Annotated in this window: 16 protein-coding genes; 7 read left to right on the top strand and 9 right to left on the bottom strand. The window is 52.5% G+C overall.

All coding sequences use genetic code 11. The features are described from left to right. Positions 1-391: 391 nt before the first annotated feature. Positions 392-1,783 carry a NarK family nitrate/nitrite MFS transporter gene (locus OGV85_RS17090; protein ID WP_003020752.1) on the bottom strand — a complete coding sequence of 464 codons (1,392 nt, stop codon included), beginning with the start codon at positions 1,781-1,783 and terminating at the stop codon, positions 392-394. Between the two features lie 340 nt (positions 1,784-2,123). Here OGV85_RS17090 and narX point away from each other — a divergent pair, with 340 nt between their 5' ends. Both narX and narL read left to right on the top strand, forming a co-directional pair. Beyond that, complete coding sequence (narX, locus tag OGV85_RS17085; RefSeq protein ID WP_003020754.1) at positions 2,124-3,920, top strand: nitrate/nitrite two-component system sensor histidine kinase NarX; 1,797 nt, start codon at positions 2,124-2,126, stop codon at positions 3,918-3,920. Then, positions 3,913-4,563 carry a two-component system response regulator NarL gene (gene narL / locus OGV85_RS17080; protein ID WP_003020756.1) on the top strand — a complete coding sequence of 217 codons (651 nt, stop codon included), beginning with the start codon at positions 3,913-3,915 and terminating at the stop codon, positions 4,561-4,563. The genes narX and narL overlap by 8 nt, the downstream gene beginning before the upstream one ends. Before the next feature lie 21 nt (positions 4,564-4,584). On the opposite strand, the gene OGV85_RS17075 is transcribed toward narL, so the two are convergent. Next, positions 4,585-5,970: a YchO/YchP family invasin gene (locus OGV85_RS17075; protein ID WP_044700186.1), complete on the bottom strand. Its 1,386-nt coding sequence runs from the start codon at positions 5,968-5,970 to the stop codon at positions 4,585-4,587. Between the two features lie 175 nt (positions 5,971-6,145). Between OGV85_RS17075 and OGV85_RS17070 the strand changes: the two genes are divergently transcribed. After that, complete coding sequence (locus OGV85_RS17070) at positions 6,146-6,499, top strand: DsrE/DsrF/TusD sulfur relay family protein (protein WP_003020761.1); 354 nt, start codon at positions 6,146-6,148, stop codon at positions 6,497-6,499. A gap of 262 nt (positions 6,500-6,761) precedes the next feature. Continuing rightward, positions 6,762-7,007, top strand: coding sequence for a DUF1883 domain-containing protein (locus OGV85_RS17065; protein WP_003020763.1), 246 nt, complete (start codon positions 6,762-6,764; stop codon positions 7,005-7,007). A 54-nt stretch (positions 7,008-7,061) separates the two neighbouring features. Here the strand turns inward: OGV85_RS17065 and OGV85_RS17060 are convergent, their stop codons facing one another. Further along, a complete protein-coding gene (locus tag OGV85_RS17060; protein WP_003020766.1) occupies positions 7,062-7,757 on the bottom strand; it encodes a gamma-glutamylcyclotransferase in 696 nt (231 codons plus the stop codon). A gap of 403 nt (positions 7,758-8,160) precedes the next feature. Here OGV85_RS17060 and chaA point away from each other — a divergent pair, with 403 nt between their 5' ends. Further along, positions 8,161-9,261, top strand: a complete 1,101-nt coding sequence (gene chaA, locus OGV85_RS17055) for a sodium-potassium/proton antiporter ChaA (RefSeq protein WP_003020769.1) — start codon at positions 8,161-8,163, stop codon at positions 9,259-9,261. Positions 9,262-9,360: 99 nt separating this feature from the next. Here chaA and kdsA read toward each other — a convergent pair whose 3' ends face one another. Genes kdsA through hemA form a run of 6 tightly spaced genes read right to left on the bottom strand, consistent with a single transcriptional unit; the run spans position 9,361 to position 14,665 of the window. After that, a complete protein-coding gene (gene kdsA, locus OGV85_RS17050) occupies positions 9,361-10,215 on the bottom strand; it encodes a 3-deoxy-8-phosphooctulonate synthase (protein ID WP_003020772.1) in 855 nt (284 codons plus the stop codon). Positions 10,216-10,250: 35 nt separating this feature from the next. Beyond that, positions 10,251-11,060, bottom strand: coding sequence for an invasion regulator SirB1 (gene sirB1, locus OGV85_RS17045; RefSeq protein ID WP_061548117.1), 810 nt, complete (start codon positions 11,058-11,060; stop codon positions 10,251-10,253). A gap of 2 nt (positions 11,061-11,062) precedes the next feature. Next, positions 11,063-11,455 carry an invasion regulator SirB2 gene (gene sirB2 / locus OGV85_RS17040; RefSeq protein WP_003020779.1) on the bottom strand — a complete coding sequence of 131 codons (393 nt, stop codon included), beginning with the start codon at positions 11,453-11,455 and terminating at the stop codon, positions 11,063-11,065. Further along, positions 11,452-12,285, bottom strand: coding sequence for a peptide chain release factor N(5)-glutamine methyltransferase (prmC, locus tag OGV85_RS17035; protein ID WP_032949424.1), 834 nt, complete (start codon positions 12,283-12,285; stop codon positions 11,452-11,454). Before prmC ends, sirB2 begins: the two co-directional genes overlap by 4 nt. Continuing rightward, positions 12,285-13,367, bottom strand: coding sequence for a peptide chain release factor 1 (gene prfA, locus OGV85_RS17030; RefSeq protein WP_003020786.1), 1,083 nt, complete (start codon positions 13,365-13,367; stop codon positions 12,285-12,287). The genes prmC and prfA overlap by 1 nt, the downstream gene beginning before the upstream one ends. A gap of 41 nt (positions 13,368-13,408) precedes the next feature. After that, the gene (hemA, locus tag OGV85_RS17025) at positions 13,409-14,665 is read right to left on the bottom strand and encodes a glutamyl-tRNA reductase (protein ID WP_003020789.1); all 1,257 of its coding nucleotides are present in this window, start codon (positions 14,663-14,665) and stop codon (positions 13,409-13,411) included. A 211-nt stretch (positions 14,666-14,876) separates the two neighbouring features. Between hemA and lolB the strand changes: the two genes are divergently transcribed. Together lolB and ispE are read left to right on the top strand one after the other, a co-directional pair. After that, positions 14,877-15,500: a lipoprotein insertase outer membrane protein LolB gene (gene lolB / locus OGV85_RS17020; RefSeq protein WP_003020792.1), complete on the top strand. Its 624-nt coding sequence runs from the start codon at positions 14,877-14,879 to the stop codon at positions 15,498-15,500. Then, positions 15,497-16,348 (top strand): 4-(cytidine 5'-diphospho)-2-C-methyl-D-erythritol kinase, encoded by an 852-nt coding sequence (gene ispE, locus OGV85_RS17015; RefSeq protein WP_044700194.1) that lies wholly within the window; start codon positions 15,497-15,499, stop codon positions 16,346-16,348. The genes lolB and ispE overlap by 4 nt, the downstream gene beginning before the upstream one ends. Positions 16,349-16,582: the final 234 nt, after the last annotated feature.

Genomic DNA, 16,582 nt, shown 5'->3' with positions numbered 1-16,582 from the left:
GAGGGTTGGTTTTTACATACCCCCAAAGTGGGATATTGATATTTAACGTAATAAATTGAATTTAAAGGATTTTTAATAATTCAATTATCATGCAAATGTTAAATTCTTTATAAGTGGGTATTAAGGGGTATCCCCCCTGCTTAGCATGTTGCGTACGCCGTTCTCACAGGCTGTTGTCATGCCACAATACAAAAGTATGTTGTAACTAATTACAGACAAAAAAAAAGCGCGGTCTAACACCGCGCAATGGATAATCAACTTACACTTCATCCTTCAAACTGCTTCGCGTTGGCTGCGCTCGTTCTCCCCAGTCACTTACTTCTGTTAGCTCCTGGGGATTTCTCACTTGCCGCCTTGATGCAGTTAGAATGATTTTGTGTATACCACTTTTTTACTTTTTAGAATGACGTCCGTATACCGCCCAGGTGATAACCACACAAGCGACATAGAAGATCAGAAATACTTTCATCGCACCGACCGGAGAACCGGTTAATGCCAGGGACGTGCCAAATGCTTTCGGGATAAAGAAGCCGCCGATCGCACCAATAGCAGAGATAAAGCCCAACGCTGCCGCCGTATCGGTTGCCGCCTCGCGCATCGCTTTCTCCTCTGAACCACCTTCAGCTTTTACTCTGTCCATCGTCAGTTTGCGAAAGATTACAGAGATCATCTGGAAGGTTGAACCACTCCCCAGACCAGCCGTCAGGAACAATGCCAGGAATACCGCAAAGAAGGCGATAAAGTTGCCGCCGACACCGTTTGATGGCAGCGTCAGGAACAGTAAGGCACTGAAAATAGCCATCAGAATAAAGTTCACCAGCGTGACGCGGGTCCCGCCCAGACGGTCAGAGATTGCGCCACCCGCAGAACGCGCCAACGCACCAATGAACGGGCCAAAGAAGGCGTAATGCAGGATCTGCACCTCAGGGAACTGCGTTTTCGACAGCATCGCGAAACCGGCAGAGAAACCGATAAAGGAACCGAAGGTCGCCAGATACAGCAGGCTCATAATCCACAAATGCCCGCGTTTCAGCACCGGCAATTGCTCTTTCAGCGAGGCTTTGGAGGTTGCCAGTTCGTTCATACCGAACCATGCGGCCAGCGTGAAAATAGCGAGGAACGGCACCCAAATCCATGCGGCGTTTGCCAGATACAGCTGTGTACCATCCGGTTGTTCAACCCCGTGGCTACCAAATGCGGCAAAGATTGACAATGAAACCACCAGCGGCGCGACCAGCTGCATCACGCTGACGCCCATGTTGCCCAGGCCACCGTTCAGACCCAGCGCGCCGCCCTGTTTCTGTTTTGGAAAGAAGAAGCTGATGTTTGCCATACTGGACGCAAAGTTCGCACCAGCGAAGCCGCACAGCAGGGAGATAATAATAAAGGTACTAAACGGCGTGGAGGTATCCTGCACCGCAAAACCTAACCATACGCAAGGAATGATCAGGATGCCGGTGCTAAATGCCGTCCAGCGACGTCCACCAAACAGGGGGACCATAAAGGAGTACGGAACACGCAGCAGCGCGCCGGACACCGAAGGTAATGCCGTCAGCATGAACAGCTGTTCAGTGGTGAAATCAAATCCGACTTTCGGTAAGTTCACCGCCACGGCGCTAAATAACATCCACACGCAAAACGCCAGCAGCAAGCAAGGGACGGAAATCCACAGGTTACGGCTGGCGATTCGTTGACCACGCTGCTGCCAAAAGGCGGGATCTTCCGGCCGCCATTCGGTAATTACAGCTCCAGATGCCCTTTCCGGGGCAGATGAGTGACTCATAGACACCTCTGATACTTGTTTCGATGCCTGCAACATTAGGGTTTACAGCTGGAGGTAAGTTGATATAAATCAAAGGAAAAGGTGTCATTATTCATGCCTAAAATTTATTATTACCCTTAATGAGTACATAACTTCGGTAAAAAAGATGTGGTTTTTCACGCTTCTGTCGCCCCCTACTCCCCGTCGCCCAGGATCTCTCCCTCAACTGGCAATTAAGAGGTAGCCCGTTTGAGGTATGGGTATACTCCAGTGTATCGCCGAGAATAACGCCACTGCCTGCAGCAGAATCGTCATTCAATAAGGTTTTCTGTTCGACGAAAACCCGAAGGAACAAGTCACCATGTTTAAACGTTGTCTCTCCCCGCTTACGCTGGTCAACCAGGTGGCGCTGATTGTTTTATTGTCCACAGCCATCGGCGTGGCGGGTATGGCTGTCTCCGGCTGGCTGGTTCAGGGCGTTCAGGGTAGCGCCCATGCAATCAACAAAGCGGGATCGCTGCGCATGCAGAGTTATCGCCTGCTGGCTGCCGTACCACTGGACGCTAGCGATCAACCGCTACTGGATGAAATGGAGCAAACGGCGTTTAGCCCGGAGTTGACGCGGGCCGCAAAACGAGACGGACAACAGGCGCAGTTAAAAGCATTACAGGATTACTGGCACACTGAACTTGCGCCGGGACTTGCGCATGCGCAAACGCCTGATGCGGTAGCGCAGGATGTGACGCGCTTTGTGGGCGGACTGGATAAATTGGTCACCGCCTTTGACCATACCACCGAATTACGCATTGAACGCGTCGTCCTGCTGCATCGCCTGATGGCCGTATTTATGGCATTGCTGCTGGTTTTCACCATTATCTGGCTGCGCGTGCGCCTGTTAGAGCCGTGGAAACAGCTGCTGTCGATGGCGCGAGCCGTCAGCCAGCGTGATTTTACCCAACGCGCGCATATCAGCGGTCGTAATGAGATGGCGGCTCTGGGTTCGGCGCTAAATAATATGTCGGAAGAACTGGCCGAAAGTTACGCTGTGCTGGAACAGCGAGTACAGGAGAAAACGGCGGGGCTGGAGCACAAAAATCAGATTCTTTCTTTCCTGTGGCAAGCTAACCGCCGCCTGCACTCTCAGGTGCCGTTGTGCGAACGCCTCTCTCCGGTACTGAATGGTTTGCAAAATTTGACCTTGCTGCATGATATTGAGCTCCGGGTTTACGACCTGGAAGATGAAGACAATCATCAGGAATTTACCTGTCAGTCAAATGCCAGCTGTGATGAGAAAGGTTGCCATCTGTGTCCTCGCGGAACGCTGCCCGCGATTGACGGCGGGATTACATTGAAATGGCGGCTGACCGACGCGCATACCCAGTATGGTATTCTGCTCGCCACCTTGCCGAACGGACGCCATCTCAGCCACGATCAGCAGCAGTTGGTTGATACTCTGGTTGAGCAACTGACCGCAACGCTTGCGCTCGACAGGCATCAGGAGCGTCAACAGCAGTTGATTGTGATGGAAGAGCGTGCCACCATTGCGCGCGAACTTCATGATTCTATTGCACAATCGCTCTCTTGTATGAAGATGCAGGTTAGCTGTTTACAGATGCAGGGCGATGCACTTTCAGATAACTGTCGCGAGTTGCTCAGCCAGATTCGTAACGAGCTAAATGCTTCATGGGCACAACTGCGAGAACTGTTAACCACCTTCCGTTTACAGCTCACGGAACCTGGATTACGACCGGCGCTGGAAGCCAGCTGTCAGGAGTACAGCGCCCGTTTTGGATTTACGGTTAAGCTGGATTATCAGCTACCGCCACGCCTGGTCCCTTCGCATCAGGCGATTCACCTGCTACAAATTGCGCGCGAAGCCCTGAGCAACGCACTGAAACACTCTCAGGCCAATGAAGTGGTCGTGACGGTGGTGCAAAATGGCAAGCAGGTCAAACTGACAGTGCAAGATAACGGCTGCGGCGTACCGGAAAACGCCGAACGCAGTAACCACTACGGCATGATAATAATGCGCGACCGCGCGCAGAGCTTGCGCGGCGATTGCCGCGTACGCCGTCGCGAGACGGGCGGTACTGAAGTTGCTGTCACTTTTATTCCCGAAACAAACTTCACAGAAGTCCAAGGAGATACCCATGAGTAATCTGGAACCGGCAACTATCCTGTTGATCGACGATCATCCGATGCTGAGAACCGGTGTAAAACAGCTTGTCAGCATGGCGCCCGATATTACCGTTGTCGGCGAAGCCAGCAATGGTGAGCAGGGTATCGAGCTGGCTGAATCCCTTGATCCCGATCTGATCCTGCTTGATCTCAACATGCCCGGCATGAACGGTCTGGAAACCCTCGATAAGCTGCGTGAAAAATCACTGTCGGGCCGTATCGTTGTGTTTAGCGTATCCAATCATGAAGAAGATGTGGTTACCGCACTGAAGCGTGGTGCCGACGGTTACCTGCTGAAAGATATGGAGCCGGAAGATTTACTGAAAGCATTGCAGCAGGCTGCCGCTGGTGAAATGGTGCTGAGCGAAGCCTTAACCCCGGTTCTGGCCGCCAGCCTGCGCGCCAATCGCGCAACATCCGACCGTGATGTTACTCAACTGACGCCGCGCGAACGCGATATTCTTAAACTCATCGCCCAGGGTCTGCCTAATAAGATGATCGCCCGCCGCCTCGACATCACCGAAAGCACAGTAAAAGTTCACGTGAAGCATATGCTGAAGAAAATGAAGCTCAAATCACGCGTTGAAGCCGCGGTATGGGTGCACCAGGAACGCATTTTCTGATAACGCGCTCATGCGTCATTGTTAACGAGGATCATTTTCCGAAACGGTAATAAACGGTTCGGTCAGTGATAGCGTGATCTCATTGGAAGAGACACGCTGGCCCTGCTCATCTTCTACCACCACAGACAACCGCCAGCGGTTTGTCGCACCTTCTCTGTTGTCCCACTTCGGCATAATAATCGTCCAACCCTGAGCGCTTCGGCTATTGCTGCCCGCCGTTAAGCTCAACGCCTGAGTATCACCCTGCCATGCCAGACGACGGATCCCATGCAAACTACGCACCTGCACCTTCAACGCCACCGTCTCACCAGGCTTGAGATCCCAGGGCGGCGTGGCCAAAAATACCGACAGTGTTTTACGCTGGCGATACTCCAGCGTCGGCAGATTGTTACGTTGTGGATCGTCATAACGACTGCCGCGCAGCGATCGGCTGTTTGCCACCTCGCTTACCATCAGCTGTTTTTTTAGCGGCACGCCAAAACGGTAATTTAACGTTAATCCGAGGTTATTCTGACTGACGCCATTTTCACCCTGCTTATGCTGTGCTGTCACGGTGATCAGCGGCACCGGCGTATAGCTCAATCCCAGATTCACCGCCACAGGATTGTGGTACCCGGTTCCGGAATGAAACAGATCCACCTGGTCGCCAAAATACTGCTCCACGCTGACGCTGGTATTGAGATGTTGATAGAACGGCATGCGCATTTGCGCGGTCAGGTCGTATCCCCGGGCCATCCGTTGTTCTTGAGTTGCAAAACGATCCTGCCAAGAGGACAACGGTTGATAGTAATTAGCAGATAAACGGAGGTATTCACCCCACGCTTCCGCCCCCACGCCTCCCCGAGGCAGATTCTCATCCAGCAGGTTGTCATAAAAGGTGTTGTAACCCAGTAACCAACCGTCACGAACCCAGCGCTGCCCAATCCCCGCATTACTGACCAGGCCTCCGTCCTGTTGCGTCAGCCCCAACTGGCTCCAGGTAAGATAACGTTGATTATCCTGCCACGGTATAAACCAACTTCCCCGACTCCCGGTAAAGCTGCCTTCGTTATCCACCTGCAACCCGACGCTGGCGTTTCCCCAGGGAGAGAGCCAGGATTCCAGTTGCTGATTCACCTGTTCGCTGACCCTGTCGCGCACCTGGCCAAACGCAAACTGCTTCGCCTGTTCACCGGTATCAAGCCCGTTATCGGTCATGCTGGCTTCACCAAACGCTTTGACCATTTCGGCAAAGTGCTTTTCGCCTGCCCGCGACTCCGGCGCCATACCAAGATCGGGCAAGCCATCACTATTGTTATCGAAAGGGTTTTCCGCCTGGTGAATAAATGACGATTGCGCGCTGGCAGTACCGCCTGCCAACGGCAAGAGTGCAAATACAGCGAGAGATAAATAAATATTACGGCTCAAATCGTTAGTGGTTTCTTATATCTATTAGCCACAGCGGCATACTTATCTTAAACCATAACGTCTTCAGTATTGATTTTCAGCCCTTCCTTCCTTTTTCGGCATTATCCTGGCATCTAGAAATAGGTGTAACATATGTGTCAGTTTTTAACGCTCACATGCAGCAAAAGGAGTAAAAATGCAAAAGATAGTGATCGTCGCGAACGGTGCAGCCTATGGAAGCGAATCGTTATTTAACAGCCTACGTCTGGCTATCGCCTTGCGCGAGCAGGAAGGAGATCTCGACCTGCGTTTGTTTTTAATGTCGGACGCGGTAACCGCGGGATTGCGTGGTCAAAAACCTGCGGAAGGATACAATATTCAGCAAATGCTGGAGATTCTTACGGCGCAAAATGTGCCGGTAAAACTGTGCAAAACCTGCACCGATGGCCGTGGAATCACCACGCTGCCGTTAATTGACGGAGTAGCCGTCGGCACGCTGGTTGAACTGGCTCAATGGACGCTGGCTGCAGATAAAGTACTGACCTTCTGATACACCGCTTTCAGGCAAGCACACTGAAAGTGTCGATAATTTCCGGATTTAATCGTAGATGGGCGCGGTTTCGTTGAACGTTAGCACGCCCTTTCAATCCTTTTGAGGGATTTTGTCACTTTTGTTTAATCGTTATGCCATTTTTTGATCAAAATCAGCATCCCGTTGCTCCCCCTTTGGTGTTATGCAATGAGTGAAATGTGAACAACATCACGCAGCACTTTCGACAGAAAGTACGTTGTTTTCAAGAACGGGGTGAAAAATGGCATTAGTGAAGGCAAGTTTAAAGTTATTTGGTGGCGATACGGTGGTTGTGCGCTGTTCCGAGCGCTGTCACATCCATCTGATGAGCGAGAAAAATCACGTCAAAGACACGCAGTCCGACATCTTAAGCGTGCAGGATCGTGACAACGCATGGTTGACCGTGCCCTATACCGGCATCTGGAATGTGCTGATCGACAGCCACAGCCAGTCGCTAGAGCATTCAATAAGTTATATTGCAGCCTAAGCGTTAATTGCCCGAAAAGCGCCTGGCTTTCGGGCATTCAGTTCCCGGCTGGATTCAGGCAAACCCTGGCCGCATAACGCCTTCCGGCAGATTCTCTCCCAACAATCGTTTGACCGTGATCACCAGATCGTTAAGACAGTCATCCTGCATTCCCAACTTGACCAGCTCTTGTTCCAGCGAGAACAAATACTGGGCGTTGGTGCCTAAAGGTCCGCTCGCCGCGGCGATAAGCGGCGCAATCACCTGTGCGCGCGTGTCTGACTCAAACAGCGGATGACGCGGATCCATAATAAAGACCAGCGCGTTCACCGTCCGACCATCATCCAGCGCTAACTGGCACCAGGTGGGCAGATAGCATCCGGTGATCATTTCACGCTTCCACAGCAAAGAGAGCTCTTGTTCCAGCGACGCATTCGGCAAACGGTAGGCTACACCAGTAGTGCGTCCGCCCTCTTTCAAGGCCAGCATACGTCCTGGCTGACCCGCCGTTCCTCGCCCCGCCGTCAGGCGCAGGCAAAAAGCGCGGTGCCAGCCGACTAACGTCCCGGTACAGGACTCATCAAACTCTAAGGCCGGATTCCACATCAACGATCCATAACCGAAGATCCACACCGGTCCATCATCTGGTCGGCAAGCGAGCGTGGCGGCCAGTGAGGCTGCCCGTTGTTCCGCTGACCAGAGTAGTGATTCTTCAATAGCACCAAATGCCGTCTTACAGTCAGCATTCAATAAAAAATCACGCGTTAACACCTTACACCTCCGCCACTGCTGCTTCCCTGCGACAACTTTTTTGACGCCTTCCGGGCTTTTTTACTGCTCATTTTGAAACCAATAGCTGGACAATAGGCAATTCACCGCTCGCTTGCAAGCCAGCAAAGCGTCAACGGCATTTTATATCCTCTCGCGTTGGTACGTCCTGCACTATCATTTGTATCAGGATTATCAGCAATTTTTGTTGACGCTAAAGCCTAATGCTTTGTTATTTAAATATTCTATAAACAAGATATGCAATTTTATTCGCTTTGATGCAAAAATTGGTCCATGCCGTAAAATTACGTAAAATCGGATCGGAAATACCGAAAGATCTGTTATTTTTTACATTCTTTAATACTTTTATAATTATAAATACCTGCAGAGATGGAGAATTAGTTCAATGACACAAGTACATGAGGCGGTAAAAACCCGCCACAAGGAGACCTCTCTCGTCTTCCCGATTTTGGCGCTGGTAGTCCTGTTCTTCTGGGGGAGCAGTCAGTCACTACCAGTGGTCATCGGTATTAATGCGCTGGCCCTTATTGGTATATTAAGCAGCGCATTCAGCGTTGTCCGTCATGCGGATGTATTAGCGCATCGACTTGGCGAGCCCTACGGGTCGCTGATCCTCAGCCTGTCCGTCGTTATTCTCGAAGTCAGCTTAATCTCCGCATTAATGGCGACCGGTGATGCTGCGCCTACCCTCATGCGCGACACGCTGTATTCAATCATTATGATCGTCACCGGCGGTCTGGTCGGTTTTTCATTACTGTTGGGTGGCCGTAAATTTGCTACTCAGTATATGAACCTGTTTGGTATTAAACAGTATTTAATTGCCCTGTTCCCACTGGCCATTATTGTCCTGGTGTTCCCAATGGCTCTACCGGGCGCTAATTTCACCACTGCGCAGGCGTTGTTGGTCGCGTTAATTTCTGCAGCGATGTACGGCGTATTTTTACTAATCCAAACCAAAACGCACCAAAGCCTGTTCATTTACGAGCATGAAGATGAAGGCGACGATGACGACCCGCATCACGGCAAGCCGTCAGCACACAGCAATATGTGGCACGCCGCCTGGCTTATCATTCATCTGATCGCCGTTATCGCCGTAACCAAGATGAACGCCAGCCCTCTGGAGACATTGCTGACTGAACTGAATGCCCCAGTGGCCTTTACCGGTTTCCTGGTCGCGTTACTCATCCTCTCTCCTGAAGGGCTGGGCGCGCTGAAAGCGGTTCTGAGCAATCAGGTACAGCGGGCGATGAATTTGTTCTTCGGTTCAGTATTAGCCACTATTTCACTGACCGTACCAGTGGTGACGCTGATCGCATGGGCAACCGGGAATGATTTGGTGTTTGCGCTGGGCGCGCCAGAGATGATTGTGATGGTTTCTTCACTGGTACTGTGCCATATCTCTTTCTCCACCGGACGCACCAATGTGCTTAACGGTGCGGCACATCTGGCGCTGTTTATCGCCTATCTGATGACGATATTTGCCTGATGAAAAAAGCCGGACACCGACATAACTTGTCGGGGTCCGGCTTCTTATTTCCTTTCGTATACCTGATAAGCGCAAGCTCTATCAGGCACACAAAATGAATTAGTTCTCGGTATCCAGCTCGTCGAAGCTTTTCACCAGGTCATCAATCGCTTTAATCTGCGTCAGGAACTGTTCCAGTTTCGCCAGCGGCAGCGCGGATGGGCCATCGCATTTCGCATTGGCTGGATCCGGATGCGCTTCAATAAACAGACCTGCCAGACCTACCGCCATACCGGCGCGAGCCAGTTCGGTAACCTGCGCACGACGACCGCCGCTTGCTGCGCCAAACGGATCACGGCATTGCAGCGCATGGGTAACGTCAAAAATCACTGGTGAGTTTCCGGAGACTTTCTTCATCACGCTGAAGCCCAGCATGTCCACAACCAGGTTGTCATAACCAAAGTTCGCGCCACGGTCGCACAGAATAACTTTATCGTTACCACCTTCATGGAATTTATCCACAATATTGCCCATCTGGCCAGGGCTTACGAACTGCGGTTTCTTCACGTTGATAACGGCACCGGTTTTCGCCATCGCTTCCACCAGATCGGTCTGACGCGCGAGGAATGCCGGCAGCTGAATCACATCCACCACGTCAGCAACAGGCTGCGCCTGGCTGGCTTCGTGAACGTCGGTGATCACTTTTACGCCAAAAGTCTGCTTCAGTTCCTGGAAGATTTTCATCCCTTCTTCAAGGCCCGGTCCACGGTAAGAGTGGATGGAAGAACGGTTGGCTTTATCAAAGGAGGCTTTGAACACGTAAGGGATACCCAGCTTTTGAGTAACGGTTACGTAGTGCTCACAAATGCGCATCGCCAGATCGCGGGATTCCAGCACGTTCATTCCGCCAAACAGCACGAACGGCAGGTCATTTGCCACGTTGATGTCGCCAATGCTAACCACTTTTTGTTTCATAGGATCGCCTTAAACGGTAGGTAAAGTGTCATTAATCAATGCAATACAATTTGCTTGTGCGAAATAGTATTAATCTGCGCACGAATCATTTCGCTGATCGGGTCTTCCGGACACTGCTCAACGAAATAACTTAAATCGGTCAGCGCAACATGTTCACACTCGAGCTGCGCGTAGATTAATCCACGATCGCGTATTTCATACGGGTCTTCAGGATTAAACTGTAATAGTGCTTCGCTGGCACGCAGCGCCAGCTCCATTTGCCGCTCTTCCATCAGCGATGATTTCAGCGTGTCGAGCAGCTTGCGGATTACTTCTGCATTATCCGCCTCATCCAGGTCTTCGTTAAACAGCTCCGCGACCGGGCTGATATTCCCCTTCAGCCACACTTCCAGCGTGTGCTCATTTAACGTTTCGCCATTAAACGGATTGATTAGCCACATTTCGCCATCGAGCGATTCAATACGCAGGATGAGTTGTGTCGGGAAAATCACCGGCACCAGCGGTAGCTCCAGTCGGTTGGCAATCCACAACAAGATAGCGCCCAGAGATACAGCGCTGCCCTGACGATTTTTCAGTACCTTATCAAGCCATAATGCATCAGAAAGACGATAGACGCCGTGGGTATCCGTAAACCCCCATTCGCCGTAAAAAAGTGCCAGCAGTTTTTCCAGTTGCTCATCCTGAGACAGGAGCTGGCTAATTTCTTCTTGCGCCAGACTAACCAGACGTTCCAGTTCGTCATACACAGTTTGTGTTGGAAAATCCAGACGGATAGACTCCGACGCCAGGATCATCCCATCACACAATGGCGCTTTATTAAATTCGAAATCAGCTAACGACCTCATGCTTACCCCAGTAACGGTATTTTTGTGGTGGCGAGTTTAATGATGATGTACAGCACCACCAGCGCCAGCGGAAATGCGACTAATCGCGCCTGCTGACTGCGCGCCCGACGATAATCGAGCGCAATAAAACCCAAAACGATGTAAATGATAACCCCAAACAGCTTTTCAGTCAGCCATGTCCCGTGCTCAGTGAATGGCAGGATGTGCGCTTTAACCATTAACGCTATGCCGCTGAGTAATAAAACGGTATCGACAACCGGCGGCACGATGCGCGTCCAGCGCGCGCAGGCAAGGCGCGAGTCGGTGTAACGCCACCAAAAACGCAGCGTTAACAGACCAACTGAAAGCGCAATGCTGATGAGATGGACGTTGAGTAACACGCTGAAAGTACTCATGATGGGATGCGTCCAAGCGTAATTCGCTCGTTGCCGCCATAGTCGCGGCAGGTTTCAACCGCCTGGTAACCGGCATGAGTATAGGCGTCACGGACTGCCTGTCCTTGCTGCCAGCCGTGCTCCAGCAACAAATAGCCGCCGGGCGTTAGCATGTGTCGAGACTCGTCAATGATATGCACGATATCCGCCATACCCTGCTCGCCCGCCACCAGTGCCGATAGCGGCTCAAAACGTACATCGCCAAGCGCCAGGTGCGGGTCCTGTTCGTCGATATACGGCGGATTGCTGACAATCATGTCAAACTGCTGCCCCTGCAAAGCACTGAACCAGTCGCTTTGCAGCACGCAAACATTGTCGATGGCCAGATGCTGTTTGTTGCGAGTTGCCAGCGCCACGGCATCGGGCATGCGGTCAACCGCGGTCACCGCGCAATCCGGACGCTCAGTTGCCAGCGCCAGCGCGATGGCGCCCGTACCGGTTCCCAAATCGAGAATACGACACGCAGAGGCAGGCAGACGAGCCAGCGCCTGCTCAACAAGACACTCAGTATCCGGGCGTGGAATAAGCGTAGCCGGAGAGACAAACAGCGGCAGCGACCAGAACTCGCGCACGCCGGTCAGATGTGCCACCGGCTCACCCCGCTGACGGCGTTCCAGTAATGTATCGAGCCGTTGACGCTGCGCCTCGGTTAACACCGTTTCGCCGAACGCCAGAATAAAGGTGCGCCCCTTACCGGTGACAAACTCGAGTAAAATCTCGGCGTCGCGGCGCGGGCTTTCGCTTGCCTGTAATTGGCTTATCGCTTCACGCAGCCAGTGCTGATAATCCATTAATCCTGCTCGGACAACGCCGCCAGTTGGTCGGCCTGGTATTCCTGGACAATCGGCTCAATCAGCATATCCAGTTTGCCTTCCATCGCTTCATCCAGACGGTAGAGCGTCAGGTTAATGCGGTGATCGGTCACACGACCCTGCGGGAAGTTATAGGTGCGGTTACGATCGCTGCGATCGCCGCTGCCCAACAGGTTACGACGTTCAGAGGCTTCCGCCTGTTGACGTCTTGCCACTTCGGCGGCACGAATTCGCGCCCCCAGCACCGACATCGCTTTGGCTTTGTTTTTATGCTGTGAACGTTCGTCCTGGCATTCCACCACGATACCGGTCGGTAAGTGGGTAATACGGATTGCGGAGTCGGTGGTGTTAACGTGCTGACCGCCCGCGCCTGATGAACGGAAGGTATCAATACGCAGATCGGCCGGGTTGATATCCGGCAGTTCGGCATCCGGCAGTTCCGGCATGACAGCGACCGTACAGGCAGAAGTATGAATACGCCCCTGCGATTCCGTCGCAGGTACGCGCTGCACGCGATGGCCGCCGGACTCAAACTTCAGTCGCCCGTAAACGCCTTCGCCGCTAATCTTGGCAATGACTTCTTTAAACCCGCCATGTTCGCCTTCGCTGGCGCTCATGATCTCTACCCGCCAGCGACGCGATTCAGCATAACGGCTGTACATGCGGAAAAGATCGCCGGCAAACAGCGCCGCTTCATCACCACCGGTTCCCGCACGCACTTCGAGGAAGGCGTTACGTTCGTCATCGGGGTCTTTAGGTAACAGCAGGACCTGCAGATGCTGTTCCAGTTGCTCGCATTTCTCTTTTGCTTCGCGCAGTTCATCCTGCGCCATTTCACGCATTTCAGGATCGTCGAGCATCATCTGAGCCGTCTCGATATCTTCCTGAACCTGTTGCCAGTCCGTAAAACAGCGAGAGACATCGCTTAATTGCGCATATTCGCGCGACAGCGCACGAAAGCGATCCTGGTCTGCGATAGTACCCGCATCACCGAGCAGCGCCTGAACTTCTTCATGGCGTTCATGCAGGGCTTCCAGTTTGGCAACGATAGAAGGCTTCATAGGCGTAAATGCACCCTGTAAAAAATAAGATTGGTGTGCTGCTACTCCAGCCCGAGGCTGTCGCGCAGAATATTCAGGCGTTCACTATCCCCGTCACGGGCAGCCTGTTGAAGTGATTTGGTTGGTGCATGGATCAGGCGGTTGGTCAGTTTCCAGGCCAAATCCTGCATAATGGCTTGCGCATCACCGCCCTGTTGAAGAGCGGCCAACGCTTTAGCGGTCAGTTCATCACGGATCTGTTCTGACTGACTGCGATACTCGCGGATAGTGTCGCTTGCGCCCTGGGCGCGTAGCCAGGCCATAAACTCGCTGGCTTCCTGCTCCACAATCGTTTCGGCTTCCACCGCCGCCGCTTTGCGCTGGGCAAGGTTATGCGAAATGATGCTTTGCAGGTCATCAACGCTGTACAGATAGGCGTTAGACAATTTACCCACTTCCGGCTCGACATCGCGCGGTACGGCGATATCCACCAGCAACATAGGCTGATTGCGGCGGTTTTTAAGCGCGCGTTCCACCATTCCTTTACCGATAATCGGCAGCGGACTGGCAGTAGAACTGATAATGATATCGGCATCCTGCAAACGTGCGTCGATATCACTCAGTGAAATCACCTCGGCGCCGACTTCATCCGCCAGCACCTGCGCACGCTCGCGCGTACGGTTGGCGATGATCATCTTCTTCACTTTATGCTCGCGCAAGTGTCGCGCTACCAGTTCGATGGTTTCGCCCGCACCGACTAACAGCACGGTTACCGTTGAGAGCGATTCAAATATCTGCCGCGCCAGAGTACAGGCGGCAAACGCCACCGACACGGCGCTGGCACCGATGTCAGTTTCTGTACGTACACGTTTAGCAACAGAGAATGATTTCTGGAACATGCGCTCCAGCGCACTGGCGTTCTGGTGGCCTTTTTGCGAATCCGCAAATGCTTTTTTCACCTGCCCCAAAATTTGCGGTTCACCGAGCACCAGTGAATCCAGACCACTGGCAACGCGCATCAAATGACTGACTGCGTCGTTGTCCTGGTGCCAGTACAGGCTATTTCGCAGGTCTTCTTCATTGAGGTTATGGTATTCGCACAGCCAGCGAATCAGCGCTTCTCGCAGGTTATCCTGCTCTTCCACGCTGAGGTAAATCTCTGTGCGGTTACACGTCGACAGCACTACCCCGCCCTGCACCATTGGCAGCGCTTGCAGGCTGTCCAGCGCCTGATCGAGCGTATCCGGCGAAAACGTTACGCGTTCTCGCAGCGATACAGGTGCCGTTTTATGGTTAATACCAAGCGCTAAAAGGGTCATGTGTGCGGGAATAGTACCAGCGTTGATAAGGTTAGACTGGGTGCATCATACAGGATGCGTGCGGTCAATAAAAGAGACTGACCCCTTTTGGAGTAATAGCTTAGTGCACAAATTTAAGCGATTTAAGATAACTTGAACGTAGACGATGTCAGATGGTGGCGCTAGCATTGAGAGTTATAACTGCAACGTATCTCAAGGATTTGTCATCATTATGACCCTGCCTGATTTTCGCCTGATTCGCCTGCTGCCCCTTGCGGCCCTGGTTCTTAGTGCCTGTACCCTCAACGCGCCGAAAGGTCCCGGCAAAAGCCCCGATTCCCCGCAGTGGCGCCAGCACCAGCAGGAAGTACGCGCCCTGAACCAATATCAGACGCGCGGTGCGTTCGCTTATATCTCCGATCAACAGAAAGTGTATGCCCGCTTTTTCTGGCAGCAAACCGGTCAGGATCGCTATCGTCTGCTGCTGACCAACCCGCTGGGCAGCACGGAACTGGAACTCAACGCGCAGCCGGGCAACGTTGAACTTGTCGATAACAAAGGTAAGCACTACACCGCCGACGACGCTGAAGAGATGATCGGCAAACTGACCGGCATGCCTATCCCATTGAATAGCCTGCGCCAGTGGATCCTGGGTCTGCCGGGAGATGCCACCGATTACAAACTCGATGATCAATATCGTCTAAGTGAAGTGAACTACAGCAAAGACGGTAAAAGCTGGAAAGTGGTCTATAGCGCCTACGACAGCAAAACGCAGCCAGCGATGCCGGCAAACATGGAGCTGTCGGACGGCTCCCAGCGTATTAAGCTAAAAATGGATAACTGGATTGTGAAATGATGACTCATTGGCCCTCTCCGGCAAAACTGAATCTGTTTTTATACATCACCGGGCAACGTACGGACGGTTACCATTCGCTGCAAACGCTATTTCAGTTTCTTGATTATGGCGACACGATAGATATTGCGCTGCGTGGCGACGGCGAAATCCGCCTGTTAACCCCGGTGGAAGGCGTTGCGCACGAAGACAACCTGATCGTCCGTGCGGCACGTTTGCTGATGAAGGTGGCATCTGAAAGCAATCGCCTTCCCAAAGGGAGCGGTGCGGACATCAGTATCGACAAACGCCTGCCGATGGGCGGCGGTCTTGGCGGTGGTTCATCAAATGCGGCAACCGTTCTGGTGGCGCTGAACCATCTCTGGCAGTGTGGACTTTCGATTGATGAACTGGCGGCACTCGGTTTAACCCTAGGAGCGGATGTTCCCGTGTTCGTGCGCGGCCATGCGGCCTTTGCCGAAGGCGTAGGAGAAATTCTGACGCCGGTCGAGCCTGAAGAAAAGTGGTATCTGGTTGCTCACCCGGGAGTCAGCATTCCGACACCGGTGATTTTTAACGATCCCGACCTCCCGCGCAACACGCCAAAAAGGTCAATAAAAACGTTACTAAAATGTGAATTCGGCAATGATTGCGAGGTTATCGCAAGAAAACGTTTTCGCGAGGTTGATGCGGCGCTTTCCTGGCTGTTAGAATACGCGCCGTCGCGCCTGACTGGTACAGGGGCTTGTGTCTTTGCTGAATTTGACACTGAGTCTCGTGCTCGCCAGGTGCTTGAGCAAGCCCCGGAATGGCTCAAAGGCTTTGTGGCGAAAGGCGTCAACCTCTCCCCATTGCACAGAGCGTTACTCTAAATCCTTCTGGTTTCAGGAAGATGGCGAAATGACGAACCGCCAGGAGCATACAAAAGTATGTGACTGATGTGAGGAATTGATGCCAACGAACATGAAACACGAAGGATAACGAGTAAGCCGGGCAAGCTGAGTTGCGGTGACAACGTCACCCTGTTCCAGACGTTGCATCGCGCTCTTTAATACACCGCATGGAGAGGATACTGCCTGGCCCGCACAGTTTTCGGCAGATTCTTT

Source organism: Citrobacter sp. Cf132 (assembly GCF_030333885.1).
GTDB lineage: Bacteria > Pseudomonadota > Gammaproteobacteria > Enterobacterales > Enterobacteriaceae > Citrobacter > Citrobacter freundii.
This window is presented reverse-complemented; position numbering and strand designations above follow the sequence as displayed.